The sequence below is a fragment of the Roseomonas sp. KE0001 genome (genome assembly GCF_016107285.1).
GTDB lineage: Bacteria > Pseudomonadota > Alphaproteobacteria > Acetobacterales > Acetobacteraceae > Pseudoroseomonas.
In genome coordinates, this window is the sequence record NZ_RCVQ01000005.1 from 93037 (window position 1) to 110436 (window position 17400).

General features: G+C 73.5%; 16 protein-coding genes. 12 read left to right on the forward strand and 4 right to left on the reverse strand.

Translation table 11 applies throughout. The features are described 5' to 3' along the window. Positions 1-2 precede the first annotated feature (2 nt). Complete coding sequence (locus D9598_RS11585; RefSeq protein WP_198366673.1) at positions 3-944, reverse strand: LysR family transcriptional regulator; 942 nt, start codon at positions 942-944, stop codon at positions 3-5. 159 nt (positions 945-1103) lie between these two features. Here D9598_RS11585 and D9598_RS11590 point away from each other — a divergent pair, with 159 nt between their 5' ends. The 4 genes from D9598_RS11590 to D9598_RS11605 are packed head-to-tail and all read left to right on the forward strand — an operon-like array spanning position 1104 to position 4766. Further along, positions 1104-1616, forward strand: coding sequence for a MaoC/PaaZ C-terminal domain-containing protein (locus D9598_RS11590; RefSeq protein ID WP_198366674.1), 513 nt, complete (start codon positions 1104-1106; stop codon positions 1614-1616). Positions 1617-1621: 5 nt separating this feature from the next. Further along, a complete protein-coding gene (locus D9598_RS11595) occupies positions 1622-2608 on the forward strand; it encodes a tripartite tricarboxylate transporter substrate binding protein (protein WP_232477145.1) in 987 nt (328 codons plus the stop codon). A gap of 4 nt (positions 2609-2612) precedes the next feature. Then, complete coding sequence (locus tag D9598_RS11600) at positions 2613-3758, forward strand: acyl-CoA dehydrogenase family protein (RefSeq protein ID WP_198366676.1); 1146 nt, start codon at positions 2613-2615, stop codon at positions 3756-3758. A 27-nt stretch (positions 3759-3785) separates the two neighbouring features. Beyond that, complete coding sequence (locus tag D9598_RS11605) at positions 3786-4766, forward strand: acyl-CoA dehydrogenase family protein (protein WP_198366677.1); 981 nt, start codon at positions 3786-3788, stop codon at positions 4764-4766. Between the two features lie 4 nt (positions 4767-4770). Here D9598_RS11605 and D9598_RS11610 read toward each other — a convergent pair whose 3' ends face one another. Further along, the gene (locus tag D9598_RS11610) at positions 4771-5619 is read right to left on the reverse strand and encodes an IclR family transcriptional regulator (protein WP_198366678.1); all 849 of its coding nucleotides are present in this window, start codon (positions 5617-5619) and stop codon (positions 4771-4773) included. 223 nt (positions 5620-5842) lie between these two features. Between D9598_RS11610 and D9598_RS11615 the strand changes: the two genes are divergently transcribed. After that, the gene (locus tag D9598_RS11615) at positions 5843-6841 is read left to right on the forward strand and encodes a tripartite tricarboxylate transporter substrate binding protein (protein WP_198366679.1); all 999 of its coding nucleotides are present in this window, start codon (positions 5843-5845) and stop codon (positions 6839-6841) included. A gap of 3 nt (positions 6842-6844) precedes the next feature. Beyond that, entirely contained in the window at positions 6845-7909 is a 1065-nt protein-coding gene (locus tag D9598_RS11620; protein WP_198366680.1) for a CaiB/BaiF CoA-transferase family protein, read from the forward strand. Between the two features lie 7 nt (positions 7910-7916). Here D9598_RS11620 and D9598_RS11625 read toward each other — a convergent pair whose 3' ends face one another. After that, the gene (locus tag D9598_RS11625) at positions 7917-9122 is read right to left on the reverse strand and encodes a replication protein RepA (protein WP_198366681.1); all 1206 of its coding nucleotides are present in this window, start codon (positions 9120-9122) and stop codon (positions 7917-7919) included. Positions 9123-9492: 370 nt separating this feature from the next. Then, positions 9493-9921, reverse strand: a complete 429-nt coding sequence (locus D9598_RS11630; RefSeq protein ID WP_198366682.1) for a hypothetical protein — start codon at positions 9919-9921, stop codon at positions 9493-9495. 167 nt (positions 9922-10088) lie between these two features. Here D9598_RS11630 and D9598_RS11635 point away from each other — a divergent pair, with 167 nt between their 5' ends. The 6 genes from D9598_RS11635 to D9598_RS11660 are packed head-to-tail and all read left to right on the forward strand — an operon-like array spanning position 10089 to position 17392. Further along, complete coding sequence (locus tag D9598_RS11635; protein ID WP_232477146.1) at positions 10089-10727, forward strand: sigma-70 family RNA polymerase sigma factor; 639 nt, start codon at positions 10089-10091, stop codon at positions 10725-10727. A gap of 6 nt (positions 10728-10733) precedes the next feature. Then, positions 10734-11168 carry a hypothetical protein gene (locus tag D9598_RS11640; protein ID WP_198366683.1) on the forward strand — a complete coding sequence of 145 codons (435 nt, stop codon included), beginning with the start codon at positions 10734-10736 and terminating at the stop codon, positions 11166-11168. Beyond that, a complete protein-coding gene (locus D9598_RS11645; protein WP_198366684.1) occupies positions 11165-11620 on the forward strand; it encodes a periplasmic heavy metal sensor in 456 nt (151 codons plus the stop codon). The genes D9598_RS11640 and D9598_RS11645 overlap by 4 nt, the downstream gene beginning before the upstream one ends. Before the next feature lie 3 nt (positions 11621-11623). After that, positions 11624-13018 carry an efflux transporter outer membrane subunit gene (locus D9598_RS11650; protein WP_198366685.1) on the forward strand — a complete coding sequence of 465 codons (1395 nt, stop codon included), beginning with the start codon at positions 11624-11626 and terminating at the stop codon, positions 13016-13018. Between the two features lie 22 nt (positions 13019-13040). Beyond that, a complete protein-coding gene (locus D9598_RS11655; RefSeq protein WP_198366686.1) occupies positions 13041-14303 on the forward strand; it encodes an efflux RND transporter periplasmic adaptor subunit in 1263 nt (420 codons plus the stop codon). Further along, on the forward strand, positions 14300-17392 hold the full coding sequence (locus tag D9598_RS11660; RefSeq protein WP_198366687.1) for an efflux RND transporter permease subunit: 3093 nt from the start codon (positions 14300-14302) through the stop codon (positions 17390-17392). Before D9598_RS11655 ends, D9598_RS11660 begins: the two co-directional genes overlap by 4 nt. Positions 17393-17400: the final 8 nt, after the last annotated feature.

The window sequence follows — 17400 nt, forward strand, 5'->3', positions numbered from 1 at the left end:
GCCTAGCGGAATAATGGTCCGCTGGTTGACTTACTGCCCACCTGCCGGTGCTGCCGCATCGTCTGCCGCGCCAGCACCTGGAAGCGCTGCGCCAGCGGCGGCATCCCCGAGCGGCGAACCGCCATGGCGATGCCGATGACCGGCGCCGCCGCCTCCGCCAGCGGCCGGAAGCGCGCGCGCCCGGCATGGGTGCGCGCGCTGACGCCGGGGACCAGCGCCACGCCCAGCCCGCTCTCGACCAGGCTGATCACCGTCTGCGCCTGCACCGCCTCCTGCCGCAGCCTGGGCTGGAAGCCGGCCTGCTGGCAGGCCAGGGCGACCACGGCGGAGAGGCCCGGCACCGCCACGGCGTCGAAGGTGACGAAGGGCTCGTCGCGCAGGGCGGCGAGCGGCAGGGGGCCCCGCGCCGCTCCCAGGGCGTGGCCCGGCGGCAGCGCCGCGACCAGCGCGTCGGGCTCCAGCAGCTCCACCGCGAGCTCCGGCACCGGGCGCAGCAGCGGGTAGCGCAGCAGGCCAAGGTCCATCTCCCCTGCCGCCACGCCGTCCAGGATGGCGGCCGTGGTGGATTCGCGCAGGGTGAGTTCGACCGCCGGCAGGAGACCGCGGAAGGGCGGCACGAGGCGGGGCAGCAGGCGCGGCGTGGCCGAGCCGATGAAGCCGATCCGCAGCAGGCCGCGCTCCCCCGCCTGAACGCCCTGCGCCACCAGGGCGACCTGCTCGGCATGGCGCAGCGCCAGCCGCGCCTCCTCCAGCGCCGCCAGGCCGGCTCCGGTCAGCCGCACGCCGCCGGCACCGCGGGTGAACAGGGCGGCGCCCAGCTCCTCCTCCAGGCGGCGGATGGAGACGGACAGGGGCGGCTGCGACATGTTCAGCCGCTCGGCGGCGCGGTGGAAGTTCAGGGTCTCGGCCAGGGTGACGAACTGGCGCAGCTGCCGCAATTCCATCCGATATCCAATTCGTATCGCCCCGGACGAAAAGGATATTGGACCTGCGCGGCGGGCTGGGCCAGCCTGCTCGGCAGGGAAGGAAACATCGCGTGCCGGGGCGCCATCCCGAGGGCGTCACCCCGCCGCGCATCCAGGACCGGAGAAGGAAACCGCCCCATGCCGAGCCCCGCCCCGCCGAGCCCCGAGCCGCATGCCGCCGATGCCAGCCTGCCGGTCCTCGGCCAGGGCTTCTACTGGCAGGATCTCTCCGTCGGGCAGCGCTTCCGCACCTTCCGCCGCACCGTCACCGAGGCCGACCTGGTCTCCTTCATCGGCGTCACCGGAATGCTGGAGGCGATCTTCATCGACGCGCATTTCGATGGCGCCATGGCCGGCCGGCCGGTGCCGGGAGCGCTGACCTATTCGCTGGTCGAGGGCATGCTGTTCCAGACCATGGTGCAGGGCACCGGCCTCGCCATGCTGGAGGTGCAGCAACGCGCCCTGGCGCCCGTCATCGTCGGCGACACCATCCACGCGGTGGTCGAGGTGACGGAGCTGCGCCCGACCTCCAAGGGCAACCGCGCCGTGCTGGGCTCGGCCATCACCGTGCTGAACCAGCGCGACCAGGCGGTGATGACCTACACGGTCAAGCGCCTGCTGGCCGGCCGGCCCGAGCCGGCGGGGCGATGAGCATGATGCGGCGCCGGTCCCTCCTGGCCCCCGTGGCCCTCGCCCTGGTGGGGCCGCCGGCCGCTCGCCCCGCCCGGGCGCAATCCTCCGGGCAAGCCCCCTGGCCCCAGCGGCCGATCCGCGTGACCATCGCCTTTCCGCCCGGCGGGCCGACCGATCTCGTCGCCCGCGTGCTCGGCGAGCACATGGCGCGCACGCTCGGCCAGCCGCTGGTGGTGGAGAACCGTCCGGGGGCCAACGGCAATATCGGCGCCGAGCAGGTGGCGCGGGCCGAGCCGGACGGCCACTCGGTGCTCTACAACACCTCCTCCATCGTGCTCAGCACGGCGCTTTACGACAAGCCCGGCTTCGCCCTGTCGGACTTCGCGCCGGTGGTGCTGACCGCCTCGGTGCCCCTGGTGCTGGCGGTCAATCCGGCCCTGCCGGCGGAGGATCTGGCCGGCTTTGTCGCCCTGCTGCGCGCCAGTCCGGGGCGCTTCGCCTATGGCTCCTCGGGCAACGGCAATGTCACGCATCTGGCGAACTTCCGCATTCTGCGCGCCGCCGGCCTGCAGGCGACGCATGTGCCCTATCGCGGCAGCGCCCCGGCCCTGACCGACGCGGCGGGCGGCCAGGTGCAGTTCGTCACCGACACGCTGAACTCCGCCCTGCCGCTGATCCGCGACGGCAGGCTGCGCGCCCTGGCGGTGACCAGCCCGCGCCGCGTGCCGCTGCTGCCCGAGGTGCCGACGCTGGCCGAGGCCGGCATGCCCGGCCTGGAATCGGGCGCCTGGCAGGGCCTGCTGGTGCCGGCGCGCACGCCCGCCCCGGTGGTCGCGCGGCTGAACGAGGCCGCCAACCTCGCCCTCGCCGATGCCACGGTGCGCGAGCGCCTGGCCATCCAGGGCGCCGAGATCCTCGGCGGCACGCCCGAGGCCTACGGCGCCTGGATCCGCGAGGAATCCGCGCGCTGGGGGCAGGTCATCGCCGAGAGCGGCGTGAAGCTGGATTGAACCGATGCTGAACTTCCCCGACCTCGCCACCCTGCCGCCGGAGGCCGAGGCCTTCCGCCGGGAGGTGCGCGACTTCCTGGCCACTCATCTCCCGCCCCTGCCGGCGGATCGTCGTGCCCGCTCCTGGATGGGCTTCGACGCCGGGTTCAGCCGCGCCCTCGCTCGCCAGGGCTGGGTCGGGCTGACCCTGCCGCACCATTACGGCGGGGCCGAGCGCGGCGCCTTCGCGCGTTTCGTCCTGGTCGAGGAGATGCTAGCCGCCGGCGCCCCCGTCGCCGCGCACTGGATCGCCGACCGCCAGAGCGGCCCGCTGATCCTGCGCTACGGCAGCGCGGCGCAGAAGGACTTCCACCTGCCGCGCATCTGCCGGGCGGAATCCTTCTTCTGCATCGGCATGAGCGAGCCCGACACCGGCTCCGACCTCGCCAGCGTGCGCAGCCGCGCCGAGCGGGAGGGAGAGGGCTGGCGCCTGAACGGCAGCAAGGTCTGGACGACCTATGCCCACCACGCGCACTTCATGATCGCCCTGGTGCGCACCGCCGGCACGCCGGCCGACCGGCACAAGGGCCTGTCGCAGTTCATCGTCGATCTCTCCCTGCCGGGCGTCCGCATCAGCCCGATCCGTGACCTGGCCGGCGACGCGCATTTCAGCGAGGTGGTGTTCGACGACGTCGCCCTCGGCCCCGAGGCGCTGATCGGCACCGAGGGCGAGGGATGGGCGCAGGTCAATGCCGAGCTGGCCTTCGAGCGCAGCGGGCCGGAGCGCATCCTCTCCTCCATCGTGCTGCTGGACCGCTGGATCGCCTGGCTGCGCGAGACCGGCGAGAGCCGCCACGCGGCGCTGCTGGGCCGGCTGATGGCCGAGCTCGCCGTGCTGCGCGCCATGTCGATCGCCGTCACGGCGCGGCTGGCGGTGGGGGCGAGCCCGGTGACGGAGGCGGCGCTGGTGAAGGATCTCGGCACCGGCTTCGAGCAATCCATCCCGACCCTGCTGACCGAGGCCATCGCCGCCGATCCGGCCACCGCCCCGCCCGACGAGCTGCTCCGCGCCCTGGCCTATGTCGCCGGCATGGCGCCGTCCTTCTCGTTGCGCGGCGGCACGCGCGAGATCCTGCGCGGCATGGTGGCGCGCGGCCTGGGCCTGCGCTGAGGCCCGCGCCGAGAAAGGACGAGGATCATGGACAGCCTGCTCACCGACGCCGCCGCCGACCTGCTCGACCACGCCTGCCCCCCCGCCCTGCTGCGCGCGCTGCTCGACCCCGCCGCGGCGCCGCCGGAACCCTGGCAGCGGATCGTCGATTCCGGCTTCCTCGATGCCCTGCTGCCGGAGGCCGAGGGCGGCGCGGGGCTGGATCTGGCCGGCATCCTGCCCTTGCTGCTGGCCTGCGGGAGCCATGCCATGCCGCTGCCGGTCGGGGCGACCATCCTGGCCCGCGCCGCCTTCGCCCGCCAGGGGCTGACGCCGCCCGAGGGCGCCATCACCCTAGCCCAGCCCATGGCGGCGCCGTCACCGGCGGCGCTGCTCCCCGCCCCGCACCTGGCGGCGCAGGTCCTGCTGTGCGGCACGGAAGGGGGCGCGCTGCTGCTGCCCGCCGCGGCGGCGCGGGTCACGCCCCTGGGCGGCGGGCTGTCCCGGCTGGACTGGGACGGCGCCGTCGCCGGGCGGCGGCTCGAGGATGGCGCCGACTGGCGGGTGGCGGGTGCCTTTCTTGAAGCGGTGGAGATGGCCGGGGCGCTGCGCCGGGTGCTCGAGGACACGCTGCGCTATGCGGGTGAGCGCCGCCAGTTCGGCCGGGCGATCGGGGCCTTCCAGGCCATCCAGCAGCAGCTCTCGGTCCTGGCCGAGGAATCCGCCGCCGGCCTGATCGCCGCCCAGCTGGCGGCAACCGGTCCCTGGCCGGACCCCCTGCGGACCGCGGCGGCCAAGATCCGCCTCGGCCAGGCGGCGGCCCGGGCCATGGCGATCGCCCATGCCGTGCACGGCGCCATGGGCATCACCGAGGAGCACGACCTGCACCTCTTCACCCTGCGCCTGCAGCGGGGGCGGGCGGCCTTCGGCGGCGAGGCGTTCTGGAGCGAGCGCCTGGGCCGGGCGGCCCTGCGCGAGACCGGCGACAGCCTCGGCTTCGTGCGCCGCTGTCTCGACCCCGTCGCGTGATGGGTCAGAAGCTCAGCAGCGGCGCCACCATGCGCGACAGATGGGCGATGCGCGGGCCGAGCTCCTCCTCCAGCCGCCGGCGATCCAGCAGGTAGCCGGGGGCGCCGATGTTCATCGCCATGACGGTGGTCCCGTCCAGCGAGACCAGCGGCGCCCCGGCGGAGCGGACATCCGGCTGCCACTCGCCATCGACGATGCAGAAGCCGCGGGCCTTCACCTCGGCGATGCCGTCCAGCACGCGCGGCCGCAGCTCCACCCACGCCTCGCCGTAGCGTCTGGCCATCCGGTCCAGCAGGAAATCGCGCTCGGTCTCGCCGAGGGCGGCGAGAAAGGCCCGTCCCAGCGCGCTGCGCGCCATCTCGACACGGCTGCCGATGCCGAGCCGCAGCGTGGCGAGGGCGCTGGAGGGCGTGTTCTCGACATAGATCATCGACAGCCGGTCGCGGCTGGCCAGGCCGACCGCCGTGCCCGTCTCCTGCGCCAGCTGGCGCATATGGTCGTGCGCCGCCTGCCGCACGCGCAGATTGGCCAGCACCGGATAGCCGAGCGCCAGCAGCGCCGGCGCCGGCTCGTAGCGCCCCTGCTTGTGCAGCACGCGCAGATAGCCCAGTTCGGCCAGGGTGTAGGTCAGGCGGGAGACGGTGGGCTTGGGCAGGCCGGTCAGCGCGGCGATCTCGCCCACGCCGAGCGGGCCCCGTCCGGGGGCGAAGGCGCGCAGCACCTCGAGCCCCCGCGCCAGGGCCCAGACGAAGCGCCGGTCGCTGGCATAGTCGGAGCCGACATCCTCCTCGTCATAGACCAGGCGGACCGCGGAACGGGAGGCGGCCGAACCTGCCTGGGACTTGCTCGACATCGCGTGCTCCACCTCTCTCTGCATTGGCTCTGCGCTGGCCAAGGGATCAGGCGGCCTTGTCTAGCATGGGCCCGGCCTCACGCCATGCCATCCTGTTTTCCGCAGTGTGATGCCGATGTTCCGCTTGGCAAGACAAATCCCCGTCCCTAGGCTGCCCCTCAGTCGGCGCGGGCAACGCGCCGGGACAGCAGGCCAACGTGCCGGAGGGGGAGGAGACGTGCCCATGGCGGATCAACCGTGCCGGGACTTCCGGTCAGGACCAGGCCGGCGCCGCCTGCTGGGCGGCGGCCTGGCGGCGCTGGCCATGCCGCGCATCGGCCGCGCCGAGGCGGGCTTCCCGCGCCGCCCCGTCTCGATCATCGTTCCCTTCACGCCGGGCGGCAGCACGGACCAGCAGATGCGTGCCCTGGCCGAGGCCGCCACGCGCCGGCTGGGTCAGACGGTGCTGGTCGAGAACCGGCCGGGCGGCGGCGGCACGCTGGGCGCGGCGGCGGTCGCCAAGGCGAAGCCCGATGGCTACACCCTGACCCAGATGATCACCCCCGCCATGCGGCTGCCCTTCCTGCAGCCCATGTCCTACGACGTGCTGCGCGACTTCACGCCGGTCATCCATCTCACCGGATACTTCTTCGGCCTCGCCGTGCGGGCCGACAGCCCCTGGAAGACCTGGCAGGACTTCGTCGCCGATGCGCGGCGCCGGCCGGGTCAGGTCAGCGTCGCCAACAGCGGCGCCATCGGCTCGCTGCATCTCGGCATGCTGGAGCTCGGCCTGCGCGAGAGCGTCCAGTTCAACCATGTCCCCTTCCGGGGCGAGGCCGAGACCATCTCGGCCCTGCTGGGCGGTCATGTCGATGCGGTGGCCAACAGCGCCGTGCTGGGCCAGCTCGTGGATGATGGCCGCGCGCGCTGGCTGAACATCTGGACGGCCCAGCGCTCGCGCCGCTGGCCGGAGGCGCCGACCCTGCAGGAGCTGGGCTATGAAGGGCTGGTCATCACCTCGCCCTATGGGCTCTGCGGCCCGGCGGGCCTGGAGCCGGCGGTGGTGGAGCGGCTGCATCTGGCCTTTCGCGACGCCATGCAGGACCCCGCCCATGTCGCCGCCCTCGAACGCGCCGACATGGTGGCGGACTACAGGGGGCCGGACGACTATGCCGCCTTCCTGCGCCGGAGCGTGGCGCGGGAACGCGACCTGCTGCTCCGCCTGAACCTGATCCAGGGCTGAGGCATGACGCGGAAGGAAGCCGCCGGCCCGCTGGCCGGGCTGTGCGTGGTCGAGATGGCCGGCATCGGGCCCGGGCCGCTGGCCGCCATGCTGCTGGCCGATCTGGGCGCCGAGGTGACGCGGATCGACCGCCCGGCCCCGCCCGCCCGGCTGATGCCGCTGGGCCCGGCGGAGGACATGGTCGGCCGGGGTCGGCGGGAGGTGGCGCTCGACCTGAAGAGCCCCACGGGCGTGGCGGCGGCGCTCGATCTCATCGGCGGCGCGGATGCGCTGATCGAGGGCTTCCGGCCCGGCGTCATGGAGCGCCTCGGCCTCGGCCCGGAACCCTGCCTCGCCCGCAATCCGCGCCTCGTCTATGGCCGCATGACCGGCTGGGGCCAGGATGGACCGCTGGCCCAGGCCGCCGGGCACGATCTCAACTATCTCTCGCTCACCGGCCTGCTCGCCGCCATCGGCCGGCCCGGCGAGCGGCCGGTGCCACCGCTGAACCTAGTCGCGGATTATGGCGGCGGGGCGATGTTCCTGGTCATGGGGCTGCTCGCCGCCCTGCTGGAGCGGGAGCGATCCGGGCAGGGGCAGGTGGTGGACGCGGCGATGACCGACGGCGCCGCCGCCCTGGCCACCGCCTTCTACGGCCTGCGGGCCGCCGGGCGCTGGTCGCTCGCGCGCGGCGACAACCTGCTCGACGGCGGCGCGCCCTTCTACGACACCTACGAGACCGCCGATGGCCGCCATCTCGCCGTCGCCTGTCTGGAGGCGCCCTTCTTCGCCGAGATGGCGCGGCGCATCGGGCTCGACGCGCGCTTCGTCGAGCGACAGCGCGACCGCGCGATCTGGCCGGAGATGCGCGCCGAGATGACGCGGATCTTCCTCCGCCGCAGCCGCGCCGAATGGGTGGCGCTGCTGGAGGGCAGCGATGCCTGCGTCACCGGCGTGCTGGACATGGACGAGGCGCCGCACCACCCGCACAACCGCGCGCGCGGCCTGTTCCAGGACAGGCTCGGCCATCCCTGCCCCGCCCCGGCGCCCCGCTTCTCCCGCACGCCGGGCCGGCGGGCGGGAGAATAGGGACGGCTCAGCGCCAGTTGGCGGCGGGAACCTTCTTCACGCGCGCGGTCAGCTCCTGGAAGCTGTCGATCTCGCCCTCCCAGAACTGGTCGATCAGGTCGCGATTGGCCATGGCCCAGGCGGCCACGCGCTCGAACTCGGCCTGCGGAACGCCGCCGGTGACCTGCATGGCGAGAGGCTCCAGGATCACCAGGGTCAGGCGGGCCGGATCGTAGCGCGTGCCGGGGGTCAGGCCGATCACCACCTGCTCGGCGCCATGGCCGCGCCGCAGCCAGACCACCACCGAGAGGCCGGTCAGGTGCGAGCGCAGGCTGACCATATCACCGGCGCCGGAGGGCGCGGGCTCCTCCGCGGGGGTCCGATCCGCGGGCCGCGCGGGCGGGGGCGCCGCGGGCTCGGCGGGGCGGGGCGGCGCAACGGCGCGCGGAGGCGGCGGAGGCGGTTCGGGCGGGGGCGCCAGATCCTCGGCCGTGGCGGCGCGCAGCCGCATGCCCGCATCGTCGGAGCCGAGGACGATCGAGGTGTCGGCGGCGAAGACCATCTGCAACGCCTCCTCGAAGGCGGCGCGGAAAGCGTCCGCCGACTGTCCCGGCGTGCCGTAGCGCGCCTGCAACTCGGGCCAGGGCACCTGCACCACCTGCCCGGCCGGCGCATCCGCAAGCGCCTGCCGCGTCCAGGCATGCGCGTCGATCGCCAGCGGCTCGGTCGCCAGGACATGCAGGATGCGGCTGTCGAGGCGGATCTGCTGTTCCATCAGGCTGGCGTGGAAGCGCGCATTGAGGCGCAGTTGCGGCCGCCACTCCGGCTTCGTCTTCCGGCTGCGGCCCCGCGCGTCGAAGACGCTGAGCGGCGCCTGCCCGTCGAAGCCCAGGGTGAGCTTGCACGCCAGGAGCAGGTCCAGCTGGCGGGTGATCTCCTCCGCGACCGGCGCCGTCGCCGGCACGCGCATGGCCTCGGCCAGGGCCGCGACATCCGCGCCAAGCTCCACCAGCGGGCTGGCCTGCCGAACCGCCTGATCGCAGATATGGATCAGCAGGAGACGCAGGCACCAGCCATGGGGCGGCACCTGTTCGGGCTCGGCGGTCTCCAGCGCCAGGGCCAGGCCCTCCGCCTCGCGCCGCCAGTGGCCCGGCACGGCCGCCAGCGGCAGGGCGAGCTTGCAGAAGGCCCGGTGCAGGGACAGGCCGCCGGTGCTCGTGACAGGATCGTGCAAGGGAGCTTCCGTGGCAGGCGGGACGACGAGATTCATCTCAGAGAGAGTCCAGTCTAGTCGAAAGAGACGGTGGTCCGGCGGGTCGCCGGACGATGAAGGCTGCGCCCGGGCCGGATCGGCACAGGCAGGACTGCCGGCGGGTCGGATGCCTTCCCCGCATTCGGCAGGCCGGGAAAAGCAGGACGGATGGCGGCTGGACGACCGACCTGTCCCCGCCGGTTGTGGAACTCCGCGGCGCCAGATTGCGCGAAGGTCGGGCTGGCGCGGCGATGGATAGTTTCCACGGGATACTATGGGCTTTGCCGGCCTTTATCCAGACCTCATCGCGCCGCAATCGTATCGCTTCGTCGCAAAATTCAGGGGCGCGCGGTCAGGCGCGCGGATAGGGTCCGGTGAAGAGATCGCCCAGCGCCCAGCGGCGCCGATAGGTCAGCCATCGCTGTTGGCGGTGATAGGGGCGGTCGTGCCGCATGTGACAGCGCTGGCAAAGGCTGCGCAGGTTGCGCGGGCTGTTGTGGGTCGGGTCGTGGTCCAGATGCGCGGCGGCCAGCACAACATGGGTGACGCGCAGGGCGTTGAGGGCGCTGTCATCGGGGGCCGCGCAGCGTCGGCCCCGCCCGTCGCGCCACTGCCCCTTCCCCGCATCGTACCAGCGGCCGTCCGGCAGGCAGGCGATGCGGTCGCCATGCGGCCGGCCGCAGGCCTCGCACCGCCCACCCGCCCGGACGAAGCGGATCATGCGGCTGAGCTGTGGCCAGTCGATCGGATAGAGCCAGCGAAGATCGTGCCGGATCGGCATGAAATCCTTTTATCACAAGGGGCGACTCGGCGGGAAGCCCGGAGCGGCGCGGGATGCCGGGAACAATGGGCCGCCGGTGTTGAAACCCGGTGCCCGAAAAAATGCTTGGCCCCGCGCGTGGGTTGTGGCTTGCCTTGCCGTATCAGCATGGCACCCCGACGGATACCATGCTGAACGCCATGCTTTCCTTCGCCGGCTGGGAGGCCGCCATCTCCGATCGCGTCCTCCCCGGCCCGGCCCTTCAGCCCCGCCTCTCGCGCGATCTCGCCGCGGCGCCCGACGAGACGCTGCTGGCCTGGGCCGGGGAAGGCGACCGGATGGCCTTCGACCAACTGGCGCTGCGGCACCTGGGGCGGCTTCACCAGGTGGCGCTGCGCATCACCGGCCGGCCGGCCGAGGCGGAGGAGGCGGTGCAGGACGCCATGCTGTCAGCCTGGCGCAACGCGGCCCGCTTCGATCCGGCGCGGGCGCGGGCCGGTACCTGGCTCTACAGCATCACCGCCCATGCGGCGATCGACCGCGCGCGGCGGCCGGCGCCGATGCCGCTGGAGGCGGCCGGTGACCCCGCCGACCCTGCCGCTGACCCCGAGACCCGCCTCGCCGAGCGGCAGCGGCAGGAGCAGCTCCAGGCGGCCATGGCCGACCTGCCGCCGCGGCAGCGCGCCGCCCTGGCGCTGGCCTACGACCAAGGCCTGAGCGGCGCGGAGGCTGCCGCCGCGCTTTCCGTTTCCCTGCGCGGCCTGGAAGGGCTGCTGCGCCGCGCCCGCGGGCTGCTCGCCGCCCGGCTGCGCGGGACGCCGGAGTAGACCTGCATGCGGATCGAGGATCTGTCCCGCCTGCTCGAGACCCATGGCGCCGATCCGGCGCGCTGGCCGCCCGCGCGGCGCGCCGCCGCCCTGGCCCTGCTGGAGACCTCCGCCGAGGCACGGCGGCGGCGCGCGGCGGCGGCGGCGGTCGATGCCCTGCTGCGCGAGAGCCTGCCCGAGCCGGATGCCGAGACGCTGGCGCGCATGCGGGACCGGCTGGCCCGGGCGATCGCGCGCGCGCCGCTGCCGGAGGCGCCGCGCCGCGGCCCGCCGGTGCTGCGCTGGCTGCGGCCGCTGGTGCCGGCGGGCTGCGGCGCGCTGGCGGCGCTGGCCACCTGCCTGCTGCTCATGGGCCTCTCCTCCTGGCCGCGCGGCCCGGCGCCGGAGGAGGTGCTGGGCGCGCCGCGCCTGCTGGCGATGATGATGGAGAGCGGGGAATGAGGCCGTCCCGTTCCTGGCTGCTGCGGGGCGCCCTGGGTGCTTCCCTGGGCGCCTCCCTGGCGCTGAACCTGGTGCTCGGCTACCTGCTGCAGGCCGGGCCGCAGCGCGGGCCGGATGTCGATCGGGCGCAGGCCCGCATCGAGCGCGTCCTGTCCGAGCCCGACCGTCTCGTCTTCCACCGCGCCATGGAGGCCGGCCGGCCGGAATTCCAGGCCGCGCTGCGCGAGCACCGCCAGGGCCGGCCCGCCGTGGCCGAGGCGCTGGCGGCGGAACCTTTCGACCCCGAGGCGATGCGCGCCGCCATGGCGCAATCCCGGGCACGCTGGCAATCCTTCAGCACATCGTTCGAGAACAGCATGATACAAGGCTTTGCCGCCATGTCGCCCGAGGGACGCAGGCGGGTCGCGGAGGATATGCGCGGGCGCGGCGGCCAGCGGAGTGGGCAGAAGTAAGGCATGCCCCTGTTGCCGGTACCGGGCCGTTTTCCGGCCATCCCGCTGCTGCTCGGCCTGCTCGCCGCCTGCGGCCCACGCCCCGAGCCGGTGCTCTCCGGCCTCGGCCCCGCGCCGGCCTTCCGGGCGGCCGATCCCGCCGCGCCGGTGCATTGGCCCGATCCCGAATGGTGGCGCGGTTTCCGCGCGCCGGAGCTGGACCGGCTGATGGCGCTCGCCATGCAGGGCAATTTCGATCTCGCCGCCGCCGCGGCGCGGGTGCGGCAGGCCGATGCCCAGATCCGCGTCACCGGCGCCGCCCTGCTGCCCACCGTGGGCGTCGATGCCGGCGTGACGCAGGCCCGCTCTGTGGCCAGCGGCGCCGCGCGCGACCGCAACTCGACGCGCTACGACGCCACGCTCTCGGCCAGCTACGAGGTGGATTTCTGGGGCCGCAACCGCTCCCTCGCCGAGGCGGCGGCGGCGGATGCGCGGGCCAGCCGCTTCGACGTCGGCACCGTGCTGCTGACCACGGAGGCTTCCGTCGCCAACACCTACTTCCAGGTCCTGGCGGCGCGCGAGGAATTGCGCACGCAGCAGGAGAACCTGGCGGCGGCCCGGCGCATCCTGGGCATCATCCGCCAGCAGGTGAACTTCGGCACCGCGACCGGCCTCGACCTGGCGCAGCAGGAGACCGTGGTGGCGCAGCTGGAGGCCAGCATACCGGGACTGCGGCAGACCGCCGACCAGGGGATCAATGCCCTGGCGCTGCTGACCGGGCAGCCGCCCGCCGCGCTGCGGGTGACGCCGGATGCCTTCGACCGCCTCGCGGTGCCGGCGGCGGCGCCCGGACAGCCGGCGGAACTGCTGGCGCGGCGGCCGGACGTGCTCGCCGCCGAGGCCGCCCTGGCCGCCGCCAATGCCAATGTCGCCGCCGCCCGCGCCGCGCTGCTGCCGAACCTGACGCTCAGCGCCTCCGGCGGCGTGCAGTCGGCCGCTCTCGGAACGCTGCTGCGGCCCGAGGCGCAGTTCTTCTCCCTGGTGGCCGGGCTGGCGCAGACCGTCTTCGACGGTGGGGCGCTGCGCGGCCAGGTCGCGCTCAGCCGCGCCCAGGCCGAGGCGCTGCTGGTGGAGTACCGGCGCGCCATCGTCACCGCCCTGTCGGACACGGAGGACGCGCTGGTGGCGCTGCGCGACACCGCCGAGCAGGAACGGCTGCGCGGCGAGGCCAATGCGCGGGCGCAGCGCGCCTACGACATCGCCGAGGCGCAGCTGCGCGCCGGCACCATCGACCTGATCACCCTGCTCAACACCCAGCAGACCCTGTTCTCCACCCGCGTCAGCCTGGTGCAGGCGCGGCTCGCCCGGCTGCAGGCCGCCGTCGCGCTGTTCCGCGCGCTCGGCGGCGGCTGGCGGTGAGGACAGCGCCGCGGATGTCCCGATGACACGCTCCCGTATCCTCATCCTCCTCCTGCTGGTGCTCGGCCTCGCGGCGGGCGGCTGGTACTTCTGGCAGCAGCGGCAGGCGGCCTCGCCGGCGAGCCGCACGGCGGCGGAGACGGCGCCGGGACGGCCCGGCCAGGCCGGCAGCGGCCGCGGCGCCGCCATGGGGGGCATCCCGATCCCCGTCGCCGTCGCGGCCGCCGAACGGCGCGACCTACGGCTGACCCTCGATGTGCTGGGCACGGTCCAGGCGCTGAACGCCATCACCGTGCGCTCCCAGGTCAGCGGCATCCTGACGGAGGTGCCGTTCCACGAGGGGCAGGAGGTCGAGGCCGGGGCGGTGCTGGCCCGCATCGACGACCGCACCTACGCCGCCGCCCTGGCCCAGGCCGTCGCCAAGAAGGCCTATGACCAGGCGCAGCTCGAGAATGCGCGCACCGACCTGCGTCGCTACCAGGGACTGCTCGCCGCCAATGGCGTGACCCGCCAGCAGGTGGACACGCAGCGCGCCCAGGTGGCGATGTACGAGGCGCAGGTGGCGCAGGACCAGGCCGCCATCGACACCGCCCGCACCCAGCTCGACTACACGGTCATCCGCGCCCCCATCGCCGGGCGCGTCGGGCTGCGGCAGGTCGATCCGGGCAACCTCGTCGGCGCCGGCGACAGCACCGGCATCGTCTCGGTGACGCAGATGCGGCCGATCGGCGTGAACTTCACCATCCCGCAGGGCGAGCTGCCGCGCCTGCGCCGCGCCATGGCGGCGGGGCCGGTGACGGTGGAGACCATCCCGGAGGCGGGGCCAGGCCGGAGCGCCGCGCCGCTGCGCGGCACGGTGCAGACGGTGGACAACCAGGTCGACGCGGCGACCGGCACGGTGAAGGTCAAGGCGGTCTTCCCCAACGAGGAGACGAGCCTCTGGCCCGGCGCCTTCGTCAGCCTCCGCCTCGCCGTCGAGACCGTGCCGGACGCCGTGGTGGTGCCGCTGGTGGCCGTGCAGCAAGGGCCGAGCGGCCCCTATGCCTTCGTCGTCTCGCCCGAGGGCGACAGGGTGGGGCAACGCCCGCTGGTGCTCGGCGCCGTGACGCAGACGGAGGCGGCGATCCGCGACGGGTTGCAGGCCGGCGAGCGGGTGGTGATCTCGGGCGGGCTCCGGCTGAACGATGGCAGCAGCGTCGTCCTGGCTGACCCGGCCGCGCCGGCCGCGCCCACCGCCGGCGGCGGCCAGCCCCGCCGCCAGCGCCGCGCCGAAGCCGCGCCGTGAACATCTCCGCCCCCTTCATCGCCCGCCCCGTGGCCACCACGCTGCTGGCCGTCGCGGTGCTGCTGGCCGGCCTGTTCGGCTATCTCCGGCTGCCCGTGTCCTCGCTGCCGGAGGTGGATTTCCCGACCATCGAGGTGACCACCCAGCTGCCCGGCGCCTCGCCGGACACCGCCGCCGTGCTGATCACCGCGCCGCTCGAACGGCAGTTCGCGCAGATCGCCGGGCTGCAGGTGATGTCCTCCGTCAGCGGGCCGGGGGTCAGCCGCATCACCCTCCAGTTCCGCCTCGACAAGGATCTGGACGAGGCCGCGCAGGACGTGCAGGCGGCGCTGGACGCGGCGCGTGGCACGCTGCCCTCCACCCTGCCCTACCCGCCGGTCTACTCCAAGGTGAACCCGGCGGACCCGCCGGTCATCACCCTGGCCCTGACCTCAGAGAGCCTGCCGATCATGCGCCTGTCGGACCTCGCGGACACGCTGCTGGCGCAGAAGCTCTCCCAGGCGAGCGGCGTCGGCCGGGTGACGGTGCAGGGCAATATGCGCCCGGCGGTGCGATTGCAGGTCGATCCGCTGCGGCTCGCCGCCTATGGCATCAGCCTGGAGACGGTCCGCGCCGCCATCGCGGCCGCCAACCAGAATTCGCCGAAAGGCTCGCTGGACGGGCCGCGCCAGGCCTCGCAGATCCTGGCCAACGACCAGATCGCCAGCGCGGCCGAGTTCGCCGAGGTCATCATCGCCTGGCAGAACGGCGCCCCCGTGCGGCTGCGCGACGTGGGCGAGGCGGTGGAATCGCTGGAGAACGAGCGCAACGGCGCCTGGTTCAACGGCCGCCCCGCCGTGCTGATCGACGTGCAGCGCCAGCCCGGCGCTAATATCGTGCAGACCGTGGAGCGCATCCAGGCGGTGCTGCCGGAGCTCACCGCCGCCATGCCGGCCGGCGCGCGGCTGGCCGTCGTCTCGGACCGGACCGAGACCATCCGCGCCTCGGTGCACGAGGTGCAGTTCACCCTGGTGCTCTCGGTCGCGCTCGTCGTCGGCGTGGTCTGGCTGTTCCTCGGCAGCGGGCGCGCCACGCTGGTGCCGGCGGTCTCGCTGCCGCTCTCCATCATCGGCACCTTCGGCGTCATGGCCATGATGGGCTACTCGCTCGACAACCTGTCGCTGATGGCGCTGACCATCGCGACCGGCTTCGTCGTCGATGACGCCATCGTCATGATCGAGAACATCGTCCGGCTGATCGAGAAGGGCGAGCATCCGCTGGCCGCCGCCTATGCCGGCTCGAAGCAGATCGCCTTCACCATCGTCTCGCTGACGCTGTCGCTGATCGCCGTCTTCATCCCGCTGCTGTTCATGGAAGGCGTCGTCGGCCGGCTGTTCCGCGAGTTCGCCGAGACGCTGACCGCCGCCGTGCTGGTCTCCATGGTGGTCTCGCTGACGCTGACGCCGATGATGTGCGCCCTGCTGCTGCGCCCCGGCCACCATCCGGGCTGGCTGTCGCGCCGCTTCGAGGCCGGCTTCGAGCGGCTGCGGCTGGCCTACGGGAAGGCGCTGGACCTGACCCTGCGGCACCAGGGGCTGACCCTGCTGGTGGCGGCGCTGACGGTCGCGCTGACCGCCTGGCTCTACGTCGTCATGCCCAAGGGCTTCCTGCCGCTGCAGGACACCGGGCTGATCACCATCACGACGGAAGCGCCGCAGGATGCCTCCTTCGCCCGCGCCGCCGAGATCCAGTCGCGCATGGCGGAGGTGGTGCGGGCCGACCCCGCGGTCGCCGCCGTCACCGCCGTGGCCGGGGCCAGCACCGTCAACCCGGCGCAGAACAGCGGGCGCATCACCGCCGTGCTCAGGCCGCGCGCCGAGCGCGACCTCGATGCCCAGGGCATCATCGCCCGCCTGCAGCCGCAGCTCGACGCCATCCCCGGCGGCACCGCCTGGCCGCAGGCCGCGCAGGACATCCAGATCAGCCCGCGCGTCAGCACCACCCAGTACCAGTACACCCTGACGGATTCCGATGCCGCCACCCTCTCGCTCTGGGCGCCGCGGGTCCTGGAGCGGCTGCGCGACATTCCGGGCCTGCGCGATGTCGCGACCGACCAGCGCCAGAACGGGCTGCGCCTCGTCGTCGAGGTCGATCGCGACCGCGCGGCGCGGCTCGGCATCAGCATGCAGGACGTCGACAACGTCCTCTACAACGCCTATGGCCAGCGGCAGATCTCGACCATCTATGGTCAGAGCAACCAGTACCGCGTGGTGCTGGAGATTGCCGACCGGCTGCGCGGGGATCCGACCGCGATCGGCCAGCTGCGCGTGCCGGGCACCGACAACGCCCAGGTGCCGCTGGCCGAGATCGCCCGCTTCGACCGCGCCAGCGGGCCACTGGTGGTCACGCGGGAGAACCAGTTCCCCGCCGTGACCATCAGCTTCAACCTGGCCGAGGGCGTGTCGCTCGGGCAGGCGGTGAGCGCCATCGCTGCCGCCGAGCGCGAGATCGGACTGCCCGACAGCGTCACCGGACGCTTCGCCGGGGATGCCGCCGAGTTCAACACCAGCCTGGCCGGCCAGCCCTGGCTGATCCTGGCCGCGGTGGTGGTGATCTACATCGTGCTCGGCGTGCTCTACGAGAGCCTGATCCATCCGGTCACCATCCTCTCGACCCTTCCCTCGGCCGGAATCGGCGCGCTGCTGGCGCTGGAGTTCGCGGGGCTGGATCTCTCGGTGGTCGGGCTGATCGGCATCATCCTGCTGATGGGCATCGTCAAGAAGAACGCCATCATGATGATCGACTTCGCGCTCGAGGTGCAGCGGGATCATGGCATGGCGCCGCGCGAGGCGATCCGCGAGGCGGCGCTGCTGCGCTTCCGCCCGATCATGATGACCACCGCCGCCGCGCTGCTCGGCGCCCTGCCGCTGGTGCTGCAATCCGGCACGGGCTCCGAGCTGCGCCTGCCGCTCGGCGTCTCCATCGTCGGCGGCCTGCTGCTGTCGCAGCTGGTCACGCTTTTCACCACTCCGGCGGTCTATCTCGCCATGGAGGCGGTGCATGCTTCGGTGATGCGGCGCTGGCGCGGCGCGCCGGCGGCGGCGGAATAGGACGGGGC

What these genes read in the sequence shown, in the direction of transcription:
- D9598_RS11585 (WP_198366673.1), bottom strand. Translation starts at nt 944, where the DNA reads ATGGAATTGCGGCAGCTGCGCCAGTTCGTCACCCTGGCCGAGACCCTG.
- D9598_RS11590 (WP_198366674.1), top strand. Translation starts at nt 1,104, where the DNA reads ATGCCGAGCCCCGCCCCGCCGAGCCCCGAGCCGCATGCCGCCGATGCC.
- D9598_RS11595 (WP_232477145.1), top strand. Translation starts at nt 1,622, where the DNA reads ATGCGGCGCCGGTCCCTCCTGGCCCCCGTGGCCCTCGCCCTGGTGGGG.
- D9598_RS11600 (WP_198366676.1), top strand. Translation starts at nt 2,613, where the DNA reads ATGCTGAACTTCCCCGACCTCGCCACCCTGCCGCCGGAGGCCGAGGCC.
- D9598_RS11605 (WP_198366677.1), top strand. Translation starts at nt 3,786, where the DNA reads ATGGACAGCCTGCTCACCGACGCCGCCGCCGACCTGCTCGACCACGCC.
- D9598_RS11610 (WP_198366678.1), bottom strand. Translation starts at nt 5,619, where the DNA reads ATGTCGAGCAAGTCCCAGGCAGGTTCGGCCGCCTCCCGTTCCGCGGTC.
- D9598_RS11615 (WP_198366679.1), top strand. Translation starts at nt 5,843, where the DNA reads ATGGCGGATCAACCGTGCCGGGACTTCCGGTCAGGACCAGGCCGGCGC.
- D9598_RS11620 (WP_198366680.1), top strand. Translation starts at nt 6,845, where the DNA reads ATGACGCGGAAGGAAGCCGCCGGCCCGCTGGCCGGGCTGTGCGTGGTC.
- D9598_RS11630 (WP_198366682.1), bottom strand. Translation starts at nt 9,921, where the DNA reads ATGCCGATCCGGCACGATCTTCGCTGGCTCTATCCGATCGACTGGCCA.
- D9598_RS11635 (WP_232477146.1), top strand. Translation starts at nt 10,089, where the DNA reads ATGCTGAACGCCATGCTTTCCTTCGCCGGCTGGGAGGCCGCCATCTCC.
- D9598_RS11640 (WP_198366683.1), top strand. Translation starts at nt 10,734, where the DNA reads ATGCGGATCGAGGATCTGTCCCGCCTGCTCGAGACCCATGGCGCCGAT.
- D9598_RS11645 (WP_198366684.1), top strand. Translation starts at nt 11,165, where the DNA reads ATGAGGCCGTCCCGTTCCTGGCTGCTGCGGGGCGCCCTGGGTGCTTCC.
- D9598_RS11650 (WP_198366685.1), top strand. Translation starts at nt 11,624, where the DNA reads ATGCCCCTGTTGCCGGTACCGGGCCGTTTTCCGGCCATCCCGCTGCTG.
- D9598_RS11655 (WP_198366686.1), top strand. Translation starts at nt 13,041, where the DNA reads ATGACACGCTCCCGTATCCTCATCCTCCTCCTGCTGGTGCTCGGCCTC.